The sequence below is a fragment of the Shewanella waksmanii ATCC BAA-643 genome (assembly GCF_000518805.1).
Classification (GTDB): Bacteria; Pseudomonadota; Gammaproteobacteria; order Enterobacterales; family Shewanellaceae; genus Shewanella; species Shewanella waksmanii.
Genome location: NZ_JAEH01000006.1, coordinates 68,467 through 82,826 on the forward strand (window position 1 = coordinate 68,467; position 14,360 = coordinate 82,826).

17 protein-coding genes are annotated in these 14,360 nt (G+C 43.7%); 12 read left to right on the plus strand and 5 right to left on the minus strand.

Going from position 1 to position 14,360, the window contains the following annotated elements:
- The first annotated feature begins 67 nt into the window (after positions 1-67).
- The 3 genes from L865_RS26060 to L865_RS0104050 all read left to right on the plus strand — a co-directional run bounded on the left by L865_RS26060 (position 68) and on the right by L865_RS0104050 (position 2,390).
- Positions 68-205: a hypothetical protein gene (locus L865_RS26060; RefSeq protein WP_342666123.1), complete on the plus strand. Its 138-nt coding sequence runs from the start codon at positions 68-70 to the stop codon at positions 203-205.
- Positions 180-1,253 carry a cation:proton antiporter domain-containing protein gene (locus L865_RS23085; RefSeq protein WP_342666124.1) on the plus strand — a complete coding sequence of 358 codons (1,074 nt, stop codon included), beginning with the start codon at positions 180-182 and terminating at the stop codon, positions 1,251-1,253. Before L865_RS26060 ends, L865_RS23085 begins: the two co-directional genes overlap by 26 nt.
- Before the next feature lie 600 nt (positions 1,254-1,853).
- Positions 1,854-2,390 (plus strand): hypothetical protein, encoded by a 537-nt coding sequence (locus L865_RS0104050; RefSeq protein WP_028772059.1) that lies wholly within the window; start codon positions 1,854-1,856, stop codon positions 2,388-2,390.
- Between the two features lie 4 nt (positions 2,391-2,394).
- On the opposite strand, the gene L865_RS0104055 is transcribed toward L865_RS0104050, so the two are convergent.
- Complete coding sequence (locus L865_RS0104055) at positions 2,395-2,655, minus strand: hypothetical protein (RefSeq protein WP_051484431.1); 261 nt, start codon at positions 2,653-2,655, stop codon at positions 2,395-2,397.
- A 547-nt stretch (positions 2,656-3,202) separates the two neighbouring features.
- On the opposite strand from L865_RS0104055, the gene L865_RS23090 reads away from it, so the two are divergent.
- Genes L865_RS23090 through L865_RS24485 form a run of 3 tightly spaced genes read left to right on the plus strand, consistent with a single transcriptional unit; the run spans position 3,203 to position 4,383 of the window.
- Entirely contained in the window at positions 3,203-3,565 is a 363-nt protein-coding gene (locus tag L865_RS23090) for a hypothetical protein (RefSeq protein ID WP_037470508.1), read from the plus strand.
- 45 nt (positions 3,566-3,610) lie between these two features.
- Positions 3,611-3,973, plus strand: a complete 363-nt coding sequence (locus tag L865_RS0104065) for a hypothetical protein (protein WP_028772061.1) — start codon at positions 3,611-3,613, stop codon at positions 3,971-3,973.
- Positions 3,974-4,020: 47 nt separating this feature from the next.
- Positions 4,021-4,383 (plus strand): hypothetical protein, encoded by a 363-nt coding sequence (locus L865_RS24485; protein ID WP_051484432.1) that lies wholly within the window; start codon positions 4,021-4,023, stop codon positions 4,381-4,383.
- 79 nt (positions 4,384-4,462) lie between these two features.
- Here the strand turns inward: L865_RS24485 and L865_RS0104075 are convergent, their stop codons facing one another.
- From L865_RS0104075 to L865_RS0104085, 3 genes are read right to left on the minus strand one after another with little or no spacing between them, the layout of a single operon-like run.
- The gene (locus L865_RS0104075; protein WP_028772062.1) at positions 4,463-6,091 is read right to left on the minus strand and encodes a PepSY-associated TM helix domain-containing protein; all 1,629 of its coding nucleotides are present in this window, start codon (positions 6,089-6,091) and stop codon (positions 4,463-4,465) included.
- Complete coding sequence (locus L865_RS0104080; protein ID WP_028772063.1) at positions 6,088-6,387, minus strand: hypothetical protein; 300 nt, start codon at positions 6,385-6,387, stop codon at positions 6,088-6,090. The genes L865_RS0104075 and L865_RS0104080 overlap by 4 nt, the downstream gene beginning before the upstream one ends.
- A complete protein-coding gene (locus tag L865_RS0104085; protein ID WP_028772064.1) occupies positions 6,384-6,647 on the minus strand; it encodes a hypothetical protein in 264 nt (87 codons plus the stop codon). The genes L865_RS0104080 and L865_RS0104085 overlap by 4 nt, the downstream gene beginning before the upstream one ends.
- 155 nt (positions 6,648-6,802) lie before the next feature.
- On the opposite strand from L865_RS0104085, the gene L865_RS0104090 reads away from it, so the two are divergent.
- Complete coding sequence (locus L865_RS0104090; RefSeq protein WP_028772065.1) at positions 6,803-8,866, plus strand: TonB-dependent receptor; 2,064 nt, start codon at positions 6,803-6,805, stop codon at positions 8,864-8,866.
- A gap of 101 nt (positions 8,867-8,967) precedes the next feature.
- On the opposite strand, the gene L865_RS23100 is transcribed toward L865_RS0104090, so the two are convergent.
- Positions 8,968-9,627 (minus strand): SIMPL domain-containing protein, encoded by a 660-nt coding sequence (locus L865_RS23100; protein WP_051484433.1) that lies wholly within the window; start codon positions 9,625-9,627, stop codon positions 8,968-8,970.
- 267 nt (positions 9,628-9,894) lie between these two features.
- Between L865_RS23100 and mpl the strand changes: the two genes are divergently transcribed.
- The 5 genes from mpl to L865_RS0104120 all read left to right on the plus strand — a co-directional run bounded on the left by mpl (position 9,895) and on the right by L865_RS0104120 (position 14,332).
- Positions 9,895-11,283: a UDP-N-acetylmuramate:L-alanyl-gamma-D-glutamyl-meso-diaminopimelate ligase gene (gene mpl, locus L865_RS0104100; RefSeq protein ID WP_028772066.1), complete on the plus strand. Its 1,389-nt coding sequence runs from the start codon at positions 9,895-9,897 to the stop codon at positions 11,281-11,283.
- Positions 11,284-11,313: 30 nt separating this feature from the next.
- Positions 11,314-11,973: a flavin prenyltransferase UbiX gene (locus L865_RS0104105; protein ID WP_028772067.1), complete on the plus strand. Its 660-nt coding sequence runs from the start codon at positions 11,314-11,316 to the stop codon at positions 11,971-11,973.
- A gap of 17 nt (positions 11,974-11,990) precedes the next feature.
- Complete coding sequence (hpt, locus tag L865_RS0104110) at positions 11,991-12,521, plus strand: hypoxanthine phosphoribosyltransferase (RefSeq protein ID WP_028772068.1); 531 nt, start codon at positions 11,991-11,993, stop codon at positions 12,519-12,521.
- A 79-nt stretch (positions 12,522-12,600) separates the two neighbouring features.
- The gene (locus L865_RS0104115; protein ID WP_028772069.1) at positions 12,601-13,542 is read left to right on the plus strand and encodes an ABC transporter ATP-binding protein; all 942 of its coding nucleotides are present in this window, start codon (positions 12,601-12,603) and stop codon (positions 13,540-13,542) included.
- Positions 13,543-13,561: 19 nt separating this feature from the next.
- Positions 13,562-14,332 (plus strand): ABC transporter permease, encoded by a 771-nt coding sequence (locus tag L865_RS0104120; RefSeq protein ID WP_028772070.1) that lies wholly within the window; start codon positions 13,562-13,564, stop codon positions 14,330-14,332.
- Positions 14,333-14,360 lie beyond the last annotated feature (28 nt).

Below are 14,360 nucleotides of genomic sequence, written 5' to 3' on the forward strand. Positions count from 1 at the left end.
TTCCAATAAACTAAACTAGTCTTTTCTTTTGCCCTAATTGAGGTGGCAGAACTTATATGAGGTGTTGATGACATACGAAATAATCTTACTGGGTGTGGCGATTTTAGTGGCAGTTGGCATATTGCTGCATCACCCATCGAAGACCTTAGGCATTCCATCACTACTTATTTTTATGGGGGGTGGGCCTAGGGCTAGGCAATGGTGAGTTTAATTTCGTTTACGATAACCTGGCATTGACATCAACGGTAGGGGCCATTGCACTTAATATCATTGTGTTTGTAGGGGGCATCAATACGTCAACGCAAAGTATTAAGCTGGCCTATAAAGAGGGAGGCATGCTGGCAACATTTGGGGTGTTGTTCACCACCGTAAGCTTAGCTGCGCTGCTGCACTTCATACTGGGCTGGGAGCTGATCACTTGCTTGTTGTTTGCTGCGATAGTCTCATCTACCGATGCTGCGGCGGTGTTTTCGATTTTAGAGTCCAAAAAACTGAAATTGAAAGAGCAAACTGATACCGTGCTTGAGTTTGAATCTGCTACCAATGACCCGGTGGCGTTAGTGATGGTGACTATTCTTACCGCTATCGCATTAGCCCCTTCAGAGGTTGTGTCATACAGCGCAATATCTATCACTCTCGCGCAGCAAATATTCGTCGGAATTGTGTTTGCTTATTTAATTGGTAAGTTAGCGGTCTATTTACTTAACCACGTTAAGCTTGAAGAATATGGCCTTATTCCAGTATTTATTCTGGCCAGTTTTATTATTGCAGCATATGGCAGTGAGCTCTTAGGCGGTAATATTTTGATCGCCTCTTATGTGGTGGGGGTTGTCATCGGCAATGGCATTAGTCGCGGTGGTGAAGTATCTAAACACTTCTTTAATAGCTTGTCTTGGCTAGCCCAGTCGTTGATGTTCATTATTCTCGGCTTGCAGATTTTCCCACAAACCTTGTTTAACGTATTTATGGTGTCGTTAATACCTGCGGCATTACTGATGTTTGTTGCGCGTCCTTTGGCAGTACAGCTATGTTACTTACCTTTTACCCAGGCAAGCTGGAAAAAGCGAATGCTGATTTCAGCTATTGGGCTAAAAGGGGCTACGCCAATAGTGTTTGCGTTAATACCTGCGACCGCAGGGGTGCCAGGCTCCATTGATATTGTGCACATGGTGTTTTTTATCGTGCTGTTCTCTATTTTATTACAAGGCGCGGCATTGGAGCCATTAGCCAAAAAATTAAAACTGGATCAATAGGCTTGCGAACTGGGTATGTAAGTGATTTTAAAGTAGGGCATATCTACCATCAGTGACTTGAGCGATTTTATTAAGTTGGCAGAATAAAATGATTGAGCGAGATGGGTTAATTATCTCGCTCAATCTGCGGTTACTTAATTAAGCAGTACTTCACACCGCCACGATATTCACAGTAACATTCTCTTGGGTTTTCAGCGCAATATCTTTGCTCCCATTGACCTGGGTTAGCATTTGCACCACTTCCTAATAAAATCCCCATTCCTAAAATGGTCACAGGCCTCTTTTTAATGTGTCTACATTTAGTCATTAATCATTATATATACTTTGACATTTCTTATTGTTTTATCAGCTCTCAATATAACTATTGAAGGGTCTTTGAATTTTCTGAAAGTACATTCGTAGTTTTTGGCTAGTATTCAAGTTTTCTTTATTGATGTTTTAGGGCGCATAGGGAGTGGCAGAGACTTAGTTTTCTTACATATGCATCACTTTGTAATGCTTATAGTTGAGCTGTTGATTTTTTGTTGTGAACTTTTCATTATGACTACAATGGCCTGTGCCTTAAAAGGTACGATTATTTAGCGGATGTAGGTGATGACTATGGCAATAGAAGTAAATACAATCAGCGCTCGCAATCTAGTGATGACGATTGTTATCGCACTTTTGTATTGTTTGGCTGCTTGGTCATTGCATCAATTTAACAATGTATCTCAATTAGATAGAGCCTTCATTGGCGATAGCTATCAATATGGTACGAGCGACGGCGCAGTCACAACGCAACCGCGCCCTGTCAGGTTGGTGGAGGGGGCTACAGATAGCAGTACAGCTACGGAGTTTAACGCAGCTCAAACAACCGCACCTCGCTATGTAGGTCCGGCTACCACTCAAAAGAGTCAGCAAAGTAATCAATATAAGTCATTGGCTTTTTTATTGCTGCTTGCCGTGATAACACTTGCAGTTACCGGCCACAACAATAAGCCAGAATTTGACTATAAGCAGTTGCTACTGAGTGTTCTCACACTCAGTAGTGCAGCCCTTATCAATAACATTTTGATGTTATTGATACCCGCTTTAGGGATAGGTTTACTGTATGCAAGGCGTTATTTATCGCCTTACTTACGATCTTATTATGGATAACCTCTTAGGTCGTTGATTGTTGTAGGTGAGTTAGCTCATTGACCAAGTGCTTTAGATTGTTCTTGGCTTGGCTTATTTCAAACTTTAGGTGGCTGACTTGGCCATTGTTATTTTGCTGATCATTTTGTCTAACTAGCTGATATACCAGCTTTGTTGAAATGCCGTGTCTTTTGGCAACTTCTGATAGTAGGCAGTTTTGCAGTTTAACCTCCTCAACTATTTTGTGGGCTAGTTTAGGGCTAATTAGTTTGATTGCTCTACTCATGATGACTTCCTCAAATTTAATCCATCAAATACCTCTTTAGGGGTATGCCCAAACTGTGCCAACTTTCAAGGTGTTGTTAAATATGGATTTGTTGTTTTTTTGCAAGCGCCATGCGCACTAAGTTGGTGCAGTGATGCCGCTTTAGTGGGCATTTAAATACTATTCGAATACGCTGTTTGTTAAAACTATTCAAATTCATGGGTGGCAATAATTTACTTCCAATTTTATTTTTGAGTATTAGATCAATATAAATAATTTTTTAAGGTTGTTGTAAATTTAGTTTTACAATAATTTGGCCCAAATTTTTACTAATTCCTTTTTTTTTAATGGCTTATGTGTCCTACAGGTTTTAATCATTACTACTAATCATTTTGTATTGGTCGTGTAGTACTTGAGATTTACTGTTCTTGTTTTTGTTGAGTTTTAGCTTGGTATTTAATTTGTTTTCAATAATTTTTATTCTTGTATTGAAGTTAGATCATCTTGTTGTAATTTAGTTGTGTGTTGGTTACCGCTAGCACCAAATAAAATTATAAAAGGAAATTTCATGAATAAATTAATTGCTACTGGGGTTTTGGTCGCCAGTTCTTTTTTTTCACTGCAAACATCAGCGGCTACGATGGAGTGTTTTGTTGACACTCAAGCATACGATAATTATACAGCAGATCGCTGCGACGCAATTGTCTGGGGAGCGCGAACGGCTACTGCAGTTTTTCGCATAACCGGTACAAATAAGCCAATCAATAAAGTTATTTGGGGCGACAAAGCCACAGGTTGTCGTCAAAGTGGTACTTCTTGTTCTTTTACGATTCGTGCGTTTGTACCAAATAAAGCTTCTGCAACTATTCTATATCAAGATGGCACTTATGATACCGCATCAGCCACGGCTTCTTTTGAAGATGGCCGTTAATAATTAACTATTTAATAATATTAATTTAGATACAAAGGAATTGTTATGAATAAATTTATTACAGCAGGTCTATTGGTCGCTAGTTCATTTATGGCACAAAGTGCTTCAGCTGCTACGATGGAGTGTTATGTCGATACACAAGCATATGATCAATATACTCCAAATCACTGTTTCGCAATGGTTTGGGGCGCGCGCTCTGCAACGGCAGTATTTCGCATTAGTGGAGCCAATAAGCCTATCAACAAAGTGATATGGGGTGATAAAGCTTCAAGTTGCGGTACCAGTGGAACTTCATGCTCATTCTCTATCCGCCCATTTGTTTCAAATAAAGCCTCTGCGACCATTTTATATCAAGATGGCACTTATGAAACAGCTTCGGCTACCGCGTCTTTTGAAGATGGCCGCTAGTCGCACATTAAATCGTTTATTTAGATCTATTTATAAAAGGAATTAAAATGAAAAAGTTGATTACTGCTGGTTTGGTGTTAGTTGGTTCTATGATTGCCGCGCAGGCTTCTGCTGCAACACTAGAGTGCTATGTTGATACACAAGGTTATGATCGTTATACCAAGAACCATTGTTTTGCGATGATTCCTGGTCAACGTACTGCAACGGCTGTATTTAGAATTAGCGGTGCAGCTAAACCGATTAGTAGTGTGATTTGGGGTGACAAAGCTGCAAGTTGTGGTACAAGAGGAACCTCTTGCTCATTTACCATTACAGGGTTTACGACTCACAAAGCCTCTGCAACGATTCTTTATCAAGATGGCACCTATGAATCTAAATCTGGCACAGCTTCTTTTGAAGACGGGCGTTAATAAGTAAGTGATGGGTAACAGCATACTGTTTAGCATGCTGTTACCTTAACTAACATGGTTAGCCCTGCAATCTGAGCTATTAGGCCTTTATTCCTGTTTGATCGTTAAGCTCTTGTGCTTGTTCGCGCTGATGTTTGACTGGTGCGATTGCCCAAATACTATGTCCTTCACCGTGTAATGCCCGTTGTCTGGTCTTTCTAGCCATTACATAGAAACCAATGCCAAATATAATGGCTACCCAATCGATTGCTGACACAGGCATAGACTGTTGATGCCAGTCACTGACGCTAATGTAGTGGGTAAGCAATGAGCTTATGGGAATGAGCAAGCAGGCTAGAGCTAAAGCATAAAGATTATGGATAGCACTGATTGCGGCCCCGCGCAGAAAGCTATAGGCGATAGCAGCAAAAAAGATGACATAGTAACTCCACAAGTAGTGAGAGTTTATATTACTGCTAAGCAGATACAGCCATTTGGTCGATAACAAGGTGATTGCAACTCCTAACATGGAACCTAGGCAAACGCCCACGGTAAGTGCCGCCATGAATCGGCTTGACTTAGTTTGTGTGGGTGACTTTACTCGCCGTTTTTCAAGCCACAGTAAGTTACCACTGTAAAACAGCATTGCCCCCATTAAGCCCATGACAAAATAAAGCCAACGCCCCGTTATTCCGGCATAATTGCCAAAGTGTAAGCCAAAGAAGCTGGTAACAATAGGGCCATAGGCACCATCTTCACTGTCATTGATAGTGCTAAATTGCACCTCAAAATTATACGGATTCATATAGATGAAATCGCTATAGCCACCACGCATCATTTGATTATCACTAACGACTTCAATAGCTAGGCTAGGGCGATTGCTGTTTAAATCAGAGAACGCCAATTTAGTCACTTGATAATCTTTTGCCATTTCTGTTGCCTTAGTGAGATAGGAGGATATTGGTGATAAATCCTCGACTTGGTAGACTACTTCGCTAGATTGGCGTGGCTCAAATAAGGGCTTGTCACCATAAATAAGACTAAGCCCACCATAAAATAGGTCATGAAAAGCAAACACCACCACAGTCCACGCGATGATGAGATGGAATGGGTAGCTAAATATGCCCAACAGGTTGTGGCTATCGAGCCAAAAGCGATTACTGCCTTTATTTGATCTAAGTGCAAATAAGCTTTTGACTAAGGTGGGCAGTAAGAAGATCAATCCAGAAACTAGCGCTAAAAAGTACAACACTGCTGCTATGCCTAAGATCAATACTCCTAAATCTTCGTGACCGACTTTGCCAACAATTCCCGCGGTACGATGTAATTGGTCAATAAGGCTACCAAGCTCGTTGCTACTGCTTGTGGTACTGATGAGCGTATCTTCGCTGCTCAGGCTGGCGTGACGCAGTGCATCATCTAAGCGAATACCGCGGCCACCACCCTGCTCGTACCAATACATTGGTGAAGCATTATCGGTTAAATTAATGACAAACCCTTGCTGAGCGGATTGATATTCTGCCAAGGCCTGTTTGACCAATAGATCAAGTTTAGTCGGTTCAATGGCAGCGAGTACTTGGGTTGGTGGTGTCGCCCACTGCTGGATTTGCGGCTTAAACATGGTGAGTGAACCGGCATAAAAACCGATGAATAACACTAAGCCTGCGATAATTCCTGTCCAGGTATGAATAACTTGGTAGTGTCTTAAAATGTCTGCGCGAATTCTCATACTAACCACCATAATGTTGCATAGCTAAGATAGGTAACTAGGTTGGCCAATAGCAAATAGATCAGTGTTTTGTTGCCGGTTTTAAATAGAAAACTCAAGCTCAGTACCAATAACCATAATAGTGCTGTTGCCCACATATTGAATTGGACTTTTACCGCGGCATCAATCCCGCCAGGACCAAACCAAGCAAAAATGGCAATCACACCGTAGGCTAAGCTCAACCCCAATAACACTGAGAAGATAGATTTACGCCACCAGTGTGGCTGTATTTTCTCTGCCTGTGCCAAGCGACTCATTTGGCTTTCCTCCATGGACTAAGGATTGCGGCTATCGGCATCAAGGTTAGGCACGTCGCTGTGGTAAATAACCACATAAACAGTGCCGGTGCGCCGTCAAGAGATTGATAAAAGCAGCATAATGCGGCAGCAAGTAATAGGTAGCCTAGTAGGCGATAGCGTTGCTTGAGTGGCTGAGCTTGAAACTGCTGATGGCGACTGGTGAGATAAAGTAAATAGGCACCAAACAGCGTAATAGTGAATGCCAGTATTTGAAACATAATGTGGTTAACTTCCCTTTTTCCAAAATAAATCCCGCACCAATCGTAATGTAAATGCTAATGATTCGCAATTGCATTGTTGCGATTTTTAACGTAAATTGTGGCGGTTTTACAAGCTGTATCACAATTTGTTCATTGGAAATCTGAGGTATCCCATGGAATACAGGGTATTTAAAAAGAGCATCATCGCGACCAGTGTGTTGGCGTGCACAGCACTTTCTGCTGCTCAAGCTGCAGTCGTGGCTGACGCAGAACCAACACAATCTATAGAAGTTATTACCGTACACGGTGAGAAAATAGAACGTAGTTTAAAAGACACGACCTCATCTGTTTCTGTTATTGATAAGGATACGCTTGATAGCGGTCAATACTTATCAGTTTCCAGCGCACTGTCTGAAATCCCCAACATCGTCGCATTAACCGGTGCCGCCCCGGATATTCGTGGGGTAACGGGTAATGGTGCAGCAGGGGGCTTTAACTCATTTACCGGCGGCGCTAAAGCGCGGGTTTCTACATTAATAGATGGTGTGGCAGAACCTTTTGTTGCTGACTTAACTGGCGATACGGGTCTGTGGGACATTGAACAGATTGAGGTATTTAGAGGACCACAGTCAACCATTAATGGCCGTAACAGTATTGGTGGAACTGTGTTCATCAAAACCCTTGATCCTACCTTTGATTGGAATGGTGCAGCTCGATTGGGTTACCGAGATCAAGATAGCTTCATTGATAGTGCGTTTATGGTGTCGGGGCCGATTGTTGAAGATCAACTGGCCGTAAGAATTACCGGCCAGCATGTTGATGGAGAGCATTACAATCAAGAAGTGATATATGAAACCAACCCAGATACTTATGATCAAAAAGAGCTAAAAACCAGCCGTTTACGGGCAAAAATGCTCTGGCAGCCGGCGGCATTAGATGCGCTAAAGGTCATGTATACCTATGCCTATAACCAAGAGAAAGGTAGCTCGGGTCGAAAGTATTACGATGGTGAAGATCCCTGGCAATATAAGCCTATGTTTCACCGCTATATGGATACACAGTCTGATACTCATTCGTTGAAGTTCGATTATGATTTAGGTAGTGGCCAGTCGCTAGATTTGTTAGTTGCTTATATGGATTATCAGTGGGGGTTTCAGTCTTATGAGGCCCAGGCCGCTCGACAACAAAATGTGCAGATGGATGATAAGAGTTACACACTTGATGGAAAATACACCTTTGGCCTTGATGATCCGGAATTCAATGGCTTCTTAGGTTTAGCCTATTTTGAACGTAAACAGGATTTTGTCAGTGTTGGCGGCTTTGCTTATCATGGTGATGATACCAGTACCTCAGCTTCTGTTTATGGTGAAATAACTTATGGTTTTGCAGACCAATGGCGGTTAACTGTCGGCGGTCGAGTGATGCAGGATGAGCAGAATCGTAATTTTGTTATGAGTAGTGGTGACGGGGTCATCAATGAAGATCTTGATACTGACAACACCGTGACGTTGCCCAAGCTCGTGTTGCAATATCTGGTCACGGATACCACAACATTAGCTTTGAGTGCTCGACGCGGTTACAACGCAGGTGGCGGCGCCTTATCTCGCGAAAACCTCTACTATTACTATGATGAAGAGTCAGTAGATACTTACGAATTTAGCTCCCGAAGTAGCTTTGCCAATGGTGATGTGAACCTCAGTGCCAATGTGTTTTACAATGACTTCGATGGCTATCAAGCATCAAATACGCAACGTCGAATCACTAATGTAGACCAAGCGGTAACCTATGGCGCTGAAGCGGAATTAACCGCCATGTTGACCGACGATCTACAGTTAACTTCGGGCTTGGGACTACTTGAAAGTGAGATTAAAGCGGCAGCACCGGAATTTGGTGACATCATTGGCAATGAATTGAGCTCAGCTCCCAATTTAACGGCCAATTTGGGCCTAAAGTATTGGTTAAATGATGAGTTTAGTTTTGGTATTTCGGCTAACTATGTCAGCGAATACCAGGGAGATATCGCCAATACTGAAGAACTCAAAGCGGGTGACTATGTGATTAGTCGCTTCAACGTTGATTACATCAATGACGCTTGGCGAGTCAGTGCATTTGTTAACAACCTATTTGACGAACAGGCGGTAACGGTAACGGATCCACCTAGCGCTTGGTATCCCAATGGTTACGATGCTGTGGTTGATCCGCGTAACATTGGCGTGAATGTCACCTATAATTTCTAATGAATTTAAGCCCTAACAATCCTGTTAGGGCTTTTTGTTGTTAGTGTCGGTTACTTTAAGCGGTAGATCACTTCGACACGATCACTAATGGTTGTTTGGGCTTACTGATAACTCTCGGCTACGTCAGCTTCCATACCCGCTTTCATTCGATACATGGCAGGTTGAACGGGTCGTTGCTCGTAATAACGAATTTGCCATACGCCGTCGAGCTCTTTATCAAATCCAGAAGCCAATGCTTGGGCTTTTTGCTTTGCATCTTGTATTGCTTGCGCACGTGCTTTGGCGATTAACTCCTGCTCTTGGCTAGCTTTGAAATTAATATGATTAATTTTGTTAATCCCATTTGCCAATGCACTATCGAGTATTTGATTGAGCTTGTTGAGCTCGGTCACTGTGACCGTCACTTGGCGTCTGGCTTGATAACCAATCTCTTTGTTAATACGAGTTTCTGGATCGTAAAGGTGGCGTGGGTTTAGGCGAATATTGGCACTTTGAATATCCTTAGCTGCCACGCCTTGGGCCTTTAAACGCTTAATAAATTCGGCAACAGCTTTATCTGAACTGGCTTTTGCCGCACTGGCAGAGTCTTCTTGGATGACCACTTCGACATTGATCATCGCCACATCCGCCGCAATGGAGATCTGGCTGGTACCAATCGTTTCAATGTGAGGGAAGCTTAGGTCTGCGGCGTAACTGGTGGCAAAAGGGGCGACAGTCATGGCGGTTGCTGCTATTAGGGCGTTCAATGAAAATTTTGTCATGGTAATGCTCCTGAAATTTTTTAACTCGTTGAGTAAGGTTGTTTACAGCTATAAACGCAGCGGATTTCAAAAAGGGTTATTTATTTTGAATATATTTTTCAGTCCACTTTTGTGGCCACAAAGGCAATAGCCCATTTAGTTAGCAAAATAGGTCAATACACGGTTGCAGCTGGGCAATAATCTGTCAAATCCAACTAGACGACACTGACAATTCGCACCACGATAGATTAGAATGGCGGCAGTACTTTATTCTTTAGAGCCAACAACATGCATGTACACATTTTAGGGATTTGCGGCACCTTTATGGGCGGGCTGGCGCTTTTAGCTCGTGCGATGGGACACAAGGTGACAGGCAGTGATGCCAATGTTTATCCACCAATGAGCACGCAATTAGAGCAGCAAGGCATTGAATTGATTCAAGGCTTTGATCCTAAGCAACTTGGGAAAAACCAAGATGATGCACCTGACATTGTGGTGATAGGTAATGCCATGAGTCGTGGCAATCCGTGTGTTGAGGCAGCACTCAATCGTGGTTTGAAATATACTTCAGGGCCGCAGTTCTTAGCCGACCATATCTTACCTCAGCGCTGGGTGTTAGCGGTATCTGGCACCCATGGCAAAACCTCTACGGCAAGCATGTTAGCTTGGATTCTTGAAGACTGTGGTTATCAGCCTGGATTTTTGATTGGTGGGGTACCGCAGAATTTTGGGGTATCGGCACGACTAGGTGACTCAGCCTTTTTTGTGGTTGAGGCTGATGAATATGACAGTGCCTTTTTCGACAAACGTTCTAAGTTTGTGCATTACCAACCACGCACATTGGTGATTAATAACCTAGAGTTTGATCATGCTGATATTTTTGAAGATCTAAATGCGATTCAAAAACAATTTAATCATGTGATCCGCACAGTGCCGGGTGAAGGCAAGGTGATTTGGCCATCTGACAGCTCGGCAGTACAAAATGTGATTGAAAGAGGTTGCTGGAGTGAGCAAGAGACTTACCACCACAACTACGCTAGCGAGGCGGCAGCACAAGGTTGGAGTGCGAAATTGTTAGCGGATGACGGTCATCAGTTTGAAGTGTTTTTTAATGGCGAATCCCAGGGATGTTTAGATTGGCAGCTTATTGGTCAGCACAATGTTGAAAATGCTTGTATGGCGATCGCTGCAGCAAGACACGTTGGTGTTAAACCTAGTGAGTCGCTGAAATCTCTGGCGCAGTTTGCACCACCAAAACGGCGGATGGAACTGTTGGGTATAGAAAACGGGGTAGCGGTGTACGATGATTTTGCCCACCACCCGACCGCCATTGCGACGACACTACAAGGCTGCCGAGCTAAGGTGGCTGACGGTAAGATTATTGTGGTGCTGGAGCCGCGTTCCAACACCATGAAAAGCGGCGTGCATAAAGCGACGCTAGCACAGTCAATGCAATTGGCAGATTGTGCTTGGCTATATCAAGCTGACAACGTTGGCTGGGATCTCGCCGAGGCGATGCAGCAGGCGAGCTTGCCAGTCACAGTATTGACTGACATCGAGCAAATCGTGACTGACGTCGCAGCTGTTGCCGCGCCGGGCGATACTATTATTGTCATGAGTAATGGTGGTTTTGCTGGTATTCACCAAAAGTTATTGGCGCAACTTGCCGCTAAGTAGTGGCGGGCAGCAAGCTTTGAGAAGGTATTAATGAATTATCCACGAACCGACAAATCAATTAGTTTAGCTTGGACGGGGGCCTCTGGTGCGCCTTATGGGCTGAAGCTGCTGCAGTGTTTACTGAGTGCTGAATATCAGGTGTTTTTAATGATATCGAGTGCAGCGCGAGTGGTACTGGCAGCTGAACATGGCTTGCAGTTAAGTGCCAATGGCGACAAAGCGCAGCAGCAATTGTTGCAACTGTTTGCCGACCAAGGTGTGGTTGTGAGTGGTAGCCTTCATGTATTAGGAAAAGATGAGTGGTTTTCGCCACCAGCGTCGGGCTCGGCGGCACCCAAACAGATGGTCATTTGTCCCTGCAGTACCGGCACGTTGGCAGCGGTAGCCACGGGAATGAGTAACAGTTTGCTTGAACGAGCTGCAGATGTCGTGATTAAAGAACGCGGCCAATTGATACTGGTACCTAGAGAATCTCCCTTTAGTGCCATACATTTAGAGCATATGCTGTCGCTTTCACGGCTTGGCGCCACCATTATGCCTGCCGCACCCGGTTTCTATCATAGTCCCAAATCAGTTGAAGATCTGGTAGACTTCATGGTCGCTCGCATTTTAGATCATTTAGGTATCGAGCACGTATTAACCCAACGTTGGGGCTATGACAAACATAGCGCCGATACGGGTGACAAATAAGACAATTTGAGAAGAGTATGAAACACACCACAGAAGTGATGATCTCGGCTGAAGAGATCGACCAGAAACTGGATATATTGGCAGAAAGGATCAATGCCCACTATCAGGACAGTGAACGTCTGCTAATGATCGGCTTACTGAAAGGGTCGGTGGTCTTTATGGCGGATCTTTGTCGTCGCATTAAAGGGCATGTTGAAATCGATTTTATGTCGGTATCAAGTTACGGTAATGCAATGACCAGCTCACGTGATGTGAAAATTTTAAAAGACGTGCAGTCTGATATCGAAGGTCGCGATGTGTTGATCGTTGAAGATCTGATTGATTCTGGCAACACCTTAAATAAAGTACGTGACATGTTGCTGCTTCGCGGCCCTAAGAGCCTAGCGCTATGTACATTACTCGATAAGCCAGAGCGTCGAGAAGTGGATGTGCCGGTAGACTTTATCGGTTTTACCATTCCAGATGAATTTATTGTTGGGTATGGTATCGATTATGCCGAGCAATACCGCAACTTGCCGTATATCGCCAAAGTTGTGCCGCTCGACTAGTGCCAAACGGCATTGGGTAATGACTCCTGCCTAGGCAGGAGTTTTTGTTTTTAGCTCATAGAAAGAATGGATGTTTTACATGGCAACGAATCAATATGCCTTGGTGATCGAAGATCTGAAGAAAACCTATAAGGGTGGTGTCGAGGCAGTAAAAGGCATTAGCCTTAACGTCGCCGCAGGCGACTTTTTTGCTTTGCTAGGCCCTAACGGCGCAGGCAAGTCGACCACTATTGGCGTCATTAGCTCCTTAGTGCAAAAGACGGCTGGCAGCGTGAAGGTATTTGAGCATGATATTGATAGCCAACTTGAACTTGCCAAACTTTCTATTGGCTTAGTGCCACAAGAGTTTAATTTCAATCAATTTGAAAAAGTAATTCAAATTGTGGTTAACCAAGCCGGGTATTATGGCGTATCGCGTGAGGTGGCAATGCAGCGCGCGCAGAAATACTTAACTCAATTGGATTTATGGGACAAGCGTGATAGTCCTGCAAGAGCCTTGTCAGGTGGTATGAAACGCCGTTTGATGATTGCCCGGGCATTAATGCATGAACCCAAATTGCTAATTCTAGATGAACCTACTGCGGGCGTAGATATTGAGTTACGTCGGTCGATGTGGACCTTTCTGACAGATCTTAATAAGCAAGGCGTCACCATAATATTGACGACCCACTATTTAGAAGAGGCGGAAATGTTGTGTCGCAATATCGGCATTATCGACAAAGGTGTGCTGGTGGAGTGTACCAGTATGAAATCATTGCTCAGCAGGCTGAACTTGGAAACCTTTATTCTAGATTTAGCCAAAGATATCAAACAAGCGCCGCAGCTTGATGGCATGGTGTGCCGATTGACCGACCCGCACACATTAGAAGTGGATGTGGCCAAAGATTATAGTATCAACAAGGTTTTCTCTCAGCTGACAGAGCAAGATATTGCGGTGTTATCTATGCGCAATAAAGCCAATAGATTAGAAGAGCTATTTGTAGAATTGGTTGAGCAAGGTAAAGCGAAGGGAGCCGTGTAGCATGAGCCAGCAAATGAATATGAGATCACTCTATTTTACCGCGTTCAAAAGTATCATCACCAAAGAGATTAACCGTTTTACCCGTATTTGGGTACAAACCTTGGTTCCGCCCGCTATCAGTATGACTTTGTATTTTCTGATCTTTGGTAACTTGGTAGGTAAGCGTATTGGTGAGATGGGCGGTGTTAGTTATATGGAGTTTATCGCGCCAGGTTTGATTATGATGTCGGTCATAACCGCATCCTATTCCAATGTGGCCTCGTCCTTTTTTAGTGCCAAGTTTCAGCGCAATTTAGAAGAACTTATTGTGGCACCAGTGCCTCACTATGTGATGATAGCCGGTTATGTCGGTGGCGGAGTGGCACGCGGGCTTTGTGTCGGTTTGATTGTGACGCTAGTGGCGATGTTTTTTGTTGATATCAGTTTGCACCATGCAGGCTTAGTGGCGATTACCGTATTACTGACGTCAATCCTGTTCGCCTTAGGCGGCTTAATCAATGCGGTATTTGCTAAGAGCTATGATGATATCAGCATAGTCCCCACTTTTGTGCTCACACCACTAACCTATTTGGGCGGGGTATTTTACTCATTAAGCCTTCTGCCCAGCTTTTGGCAGGGGGTATCACAGTTAAACCCCGTGGTTTATATGATTAATGTATTTCGTTATGGCTTTTTAGGTTATGCCGATATGAGTGTGCCGATGTCGATTGCGGTGATGATAAGCTTTTGTGTTGGACTATGGCTTGTTGCTTACTACCTAATTAGTCGCGGTATTGGTCTGCGAACCTAAATCAAGCCCGATCATTTTAGCCGTTAAC

Excerpts from the sequence above, each read along its gene's own strand:
- L865_RS26060 (WP_342666123.1), top strand. The coding sequence starts at position 68 with ATGACATACGAAATAATCTTACTGGGTGTGGCGATTTTAGTGGCAGTT.
- L865_RS0104050 (WP_028772059.1), top strand. The coding sequence starts at position 1,854 with ATGGCAATAGAAGTAAATACAATCAGCGCTCGCAATCTAGTGATGACG.
- L865_RS0104055 (WP_051484431.1), bottom strand. The coding sequence starts at position 2,655 with ATGAGTAGAGCAATCAAACTAATTAGCCCTAAACTAGCCCACAAAATA.
- L865_RS23090 (WP_037470508.1), top strand. The coding sequence starts at position 3,203 with ATGAATAAATTAATTGCTACTGGGGTTTTGGTCGCCAGTTCTTTTTTT.
- L865_RS0104065 (WP_028772061.1), top strand. The coding sequence starts at position 3,611 with ATGAATAAATTTATTACAGCAGGTCTATTGGTCGCTAGTTCATTTATG.
- L865_RS24485 (WP_051484432.1), top strand. The coding sequence starts at position 4,021 with ATGAAAAAGTTGATTACTGCTGGTTTGGTGTTAGTTGGTTCTATGATT.
- L865_RS0104075 (WP_028772062.1), bottom strand. The coding sequence starts at position 6,091 with ATGAGAATTCGCGCAGACATTTTAAGACACTACCAAGTTATTCATACC.
- L865_RS0104080 (WP_028772063.1), bottom strand. The coding sequence starts at position 6,387 with ATGAGTCGCTTGGCACAGGCAGAGAAAATACAGCCACACTGGTGGCGT.
- L865_RS0104085 (WP_028772064.1), bottom strand. The coding sequence starts at position 6,647 with ATGTTTCAAATACTGGCATTCACTATTACGCTGTTTGGTGCCTATTTA.
- L865_RS0104090 (WP_028772065.1), top strand. The coding sequence starts at position 6,803 with ATGGAATACAGGGTATTTAAAAAGAGCATCATCGCGACCAGTGTGTTG.
- L865_RS23100 (WP_051484433.1), bottom strand. The coding sequence starts at position 9,627 with ATGACAAAATTTTCATTGAACGCCCTAATAGCAGCAACCGCCATGACT.
- mpl (WP_028772066.1), top strand. The coding sequence starts at position 9,895 with ATGCATGTACACATTTTAGGGATTTGCGGCACCTTTATGGGCGGGCTG.
- L865_RS0104105 (WP_028772067.1), top strand. The coding sequence starts at position 11,314 with ATGAATTATCCACGAACCGACAAATCAATTAGTTTAGCTTGGACGGGG.
- hpt (WP_028772068.1), top strand. The coding sequence starts at position 11,991 with ATGAAACACACCACAGAAGTGATGATCTCGGCTGAAGAGATCGACCAG.
- L865_RS0104115 (WP_028772069.1), top strand. The coding sequence starts at position 12,601 with ATGGCAACGAATCAATATGCCTTGGTGATCGAAGATCTGAAGAAAACC.
- L865_RS0104120 (WP_028772070.1), top strand. The coding sequence starts at position 13,562 with ATGAGATCACTCTATTTTACCGCGTTCAAAAGTATCATCACCAAAGAG.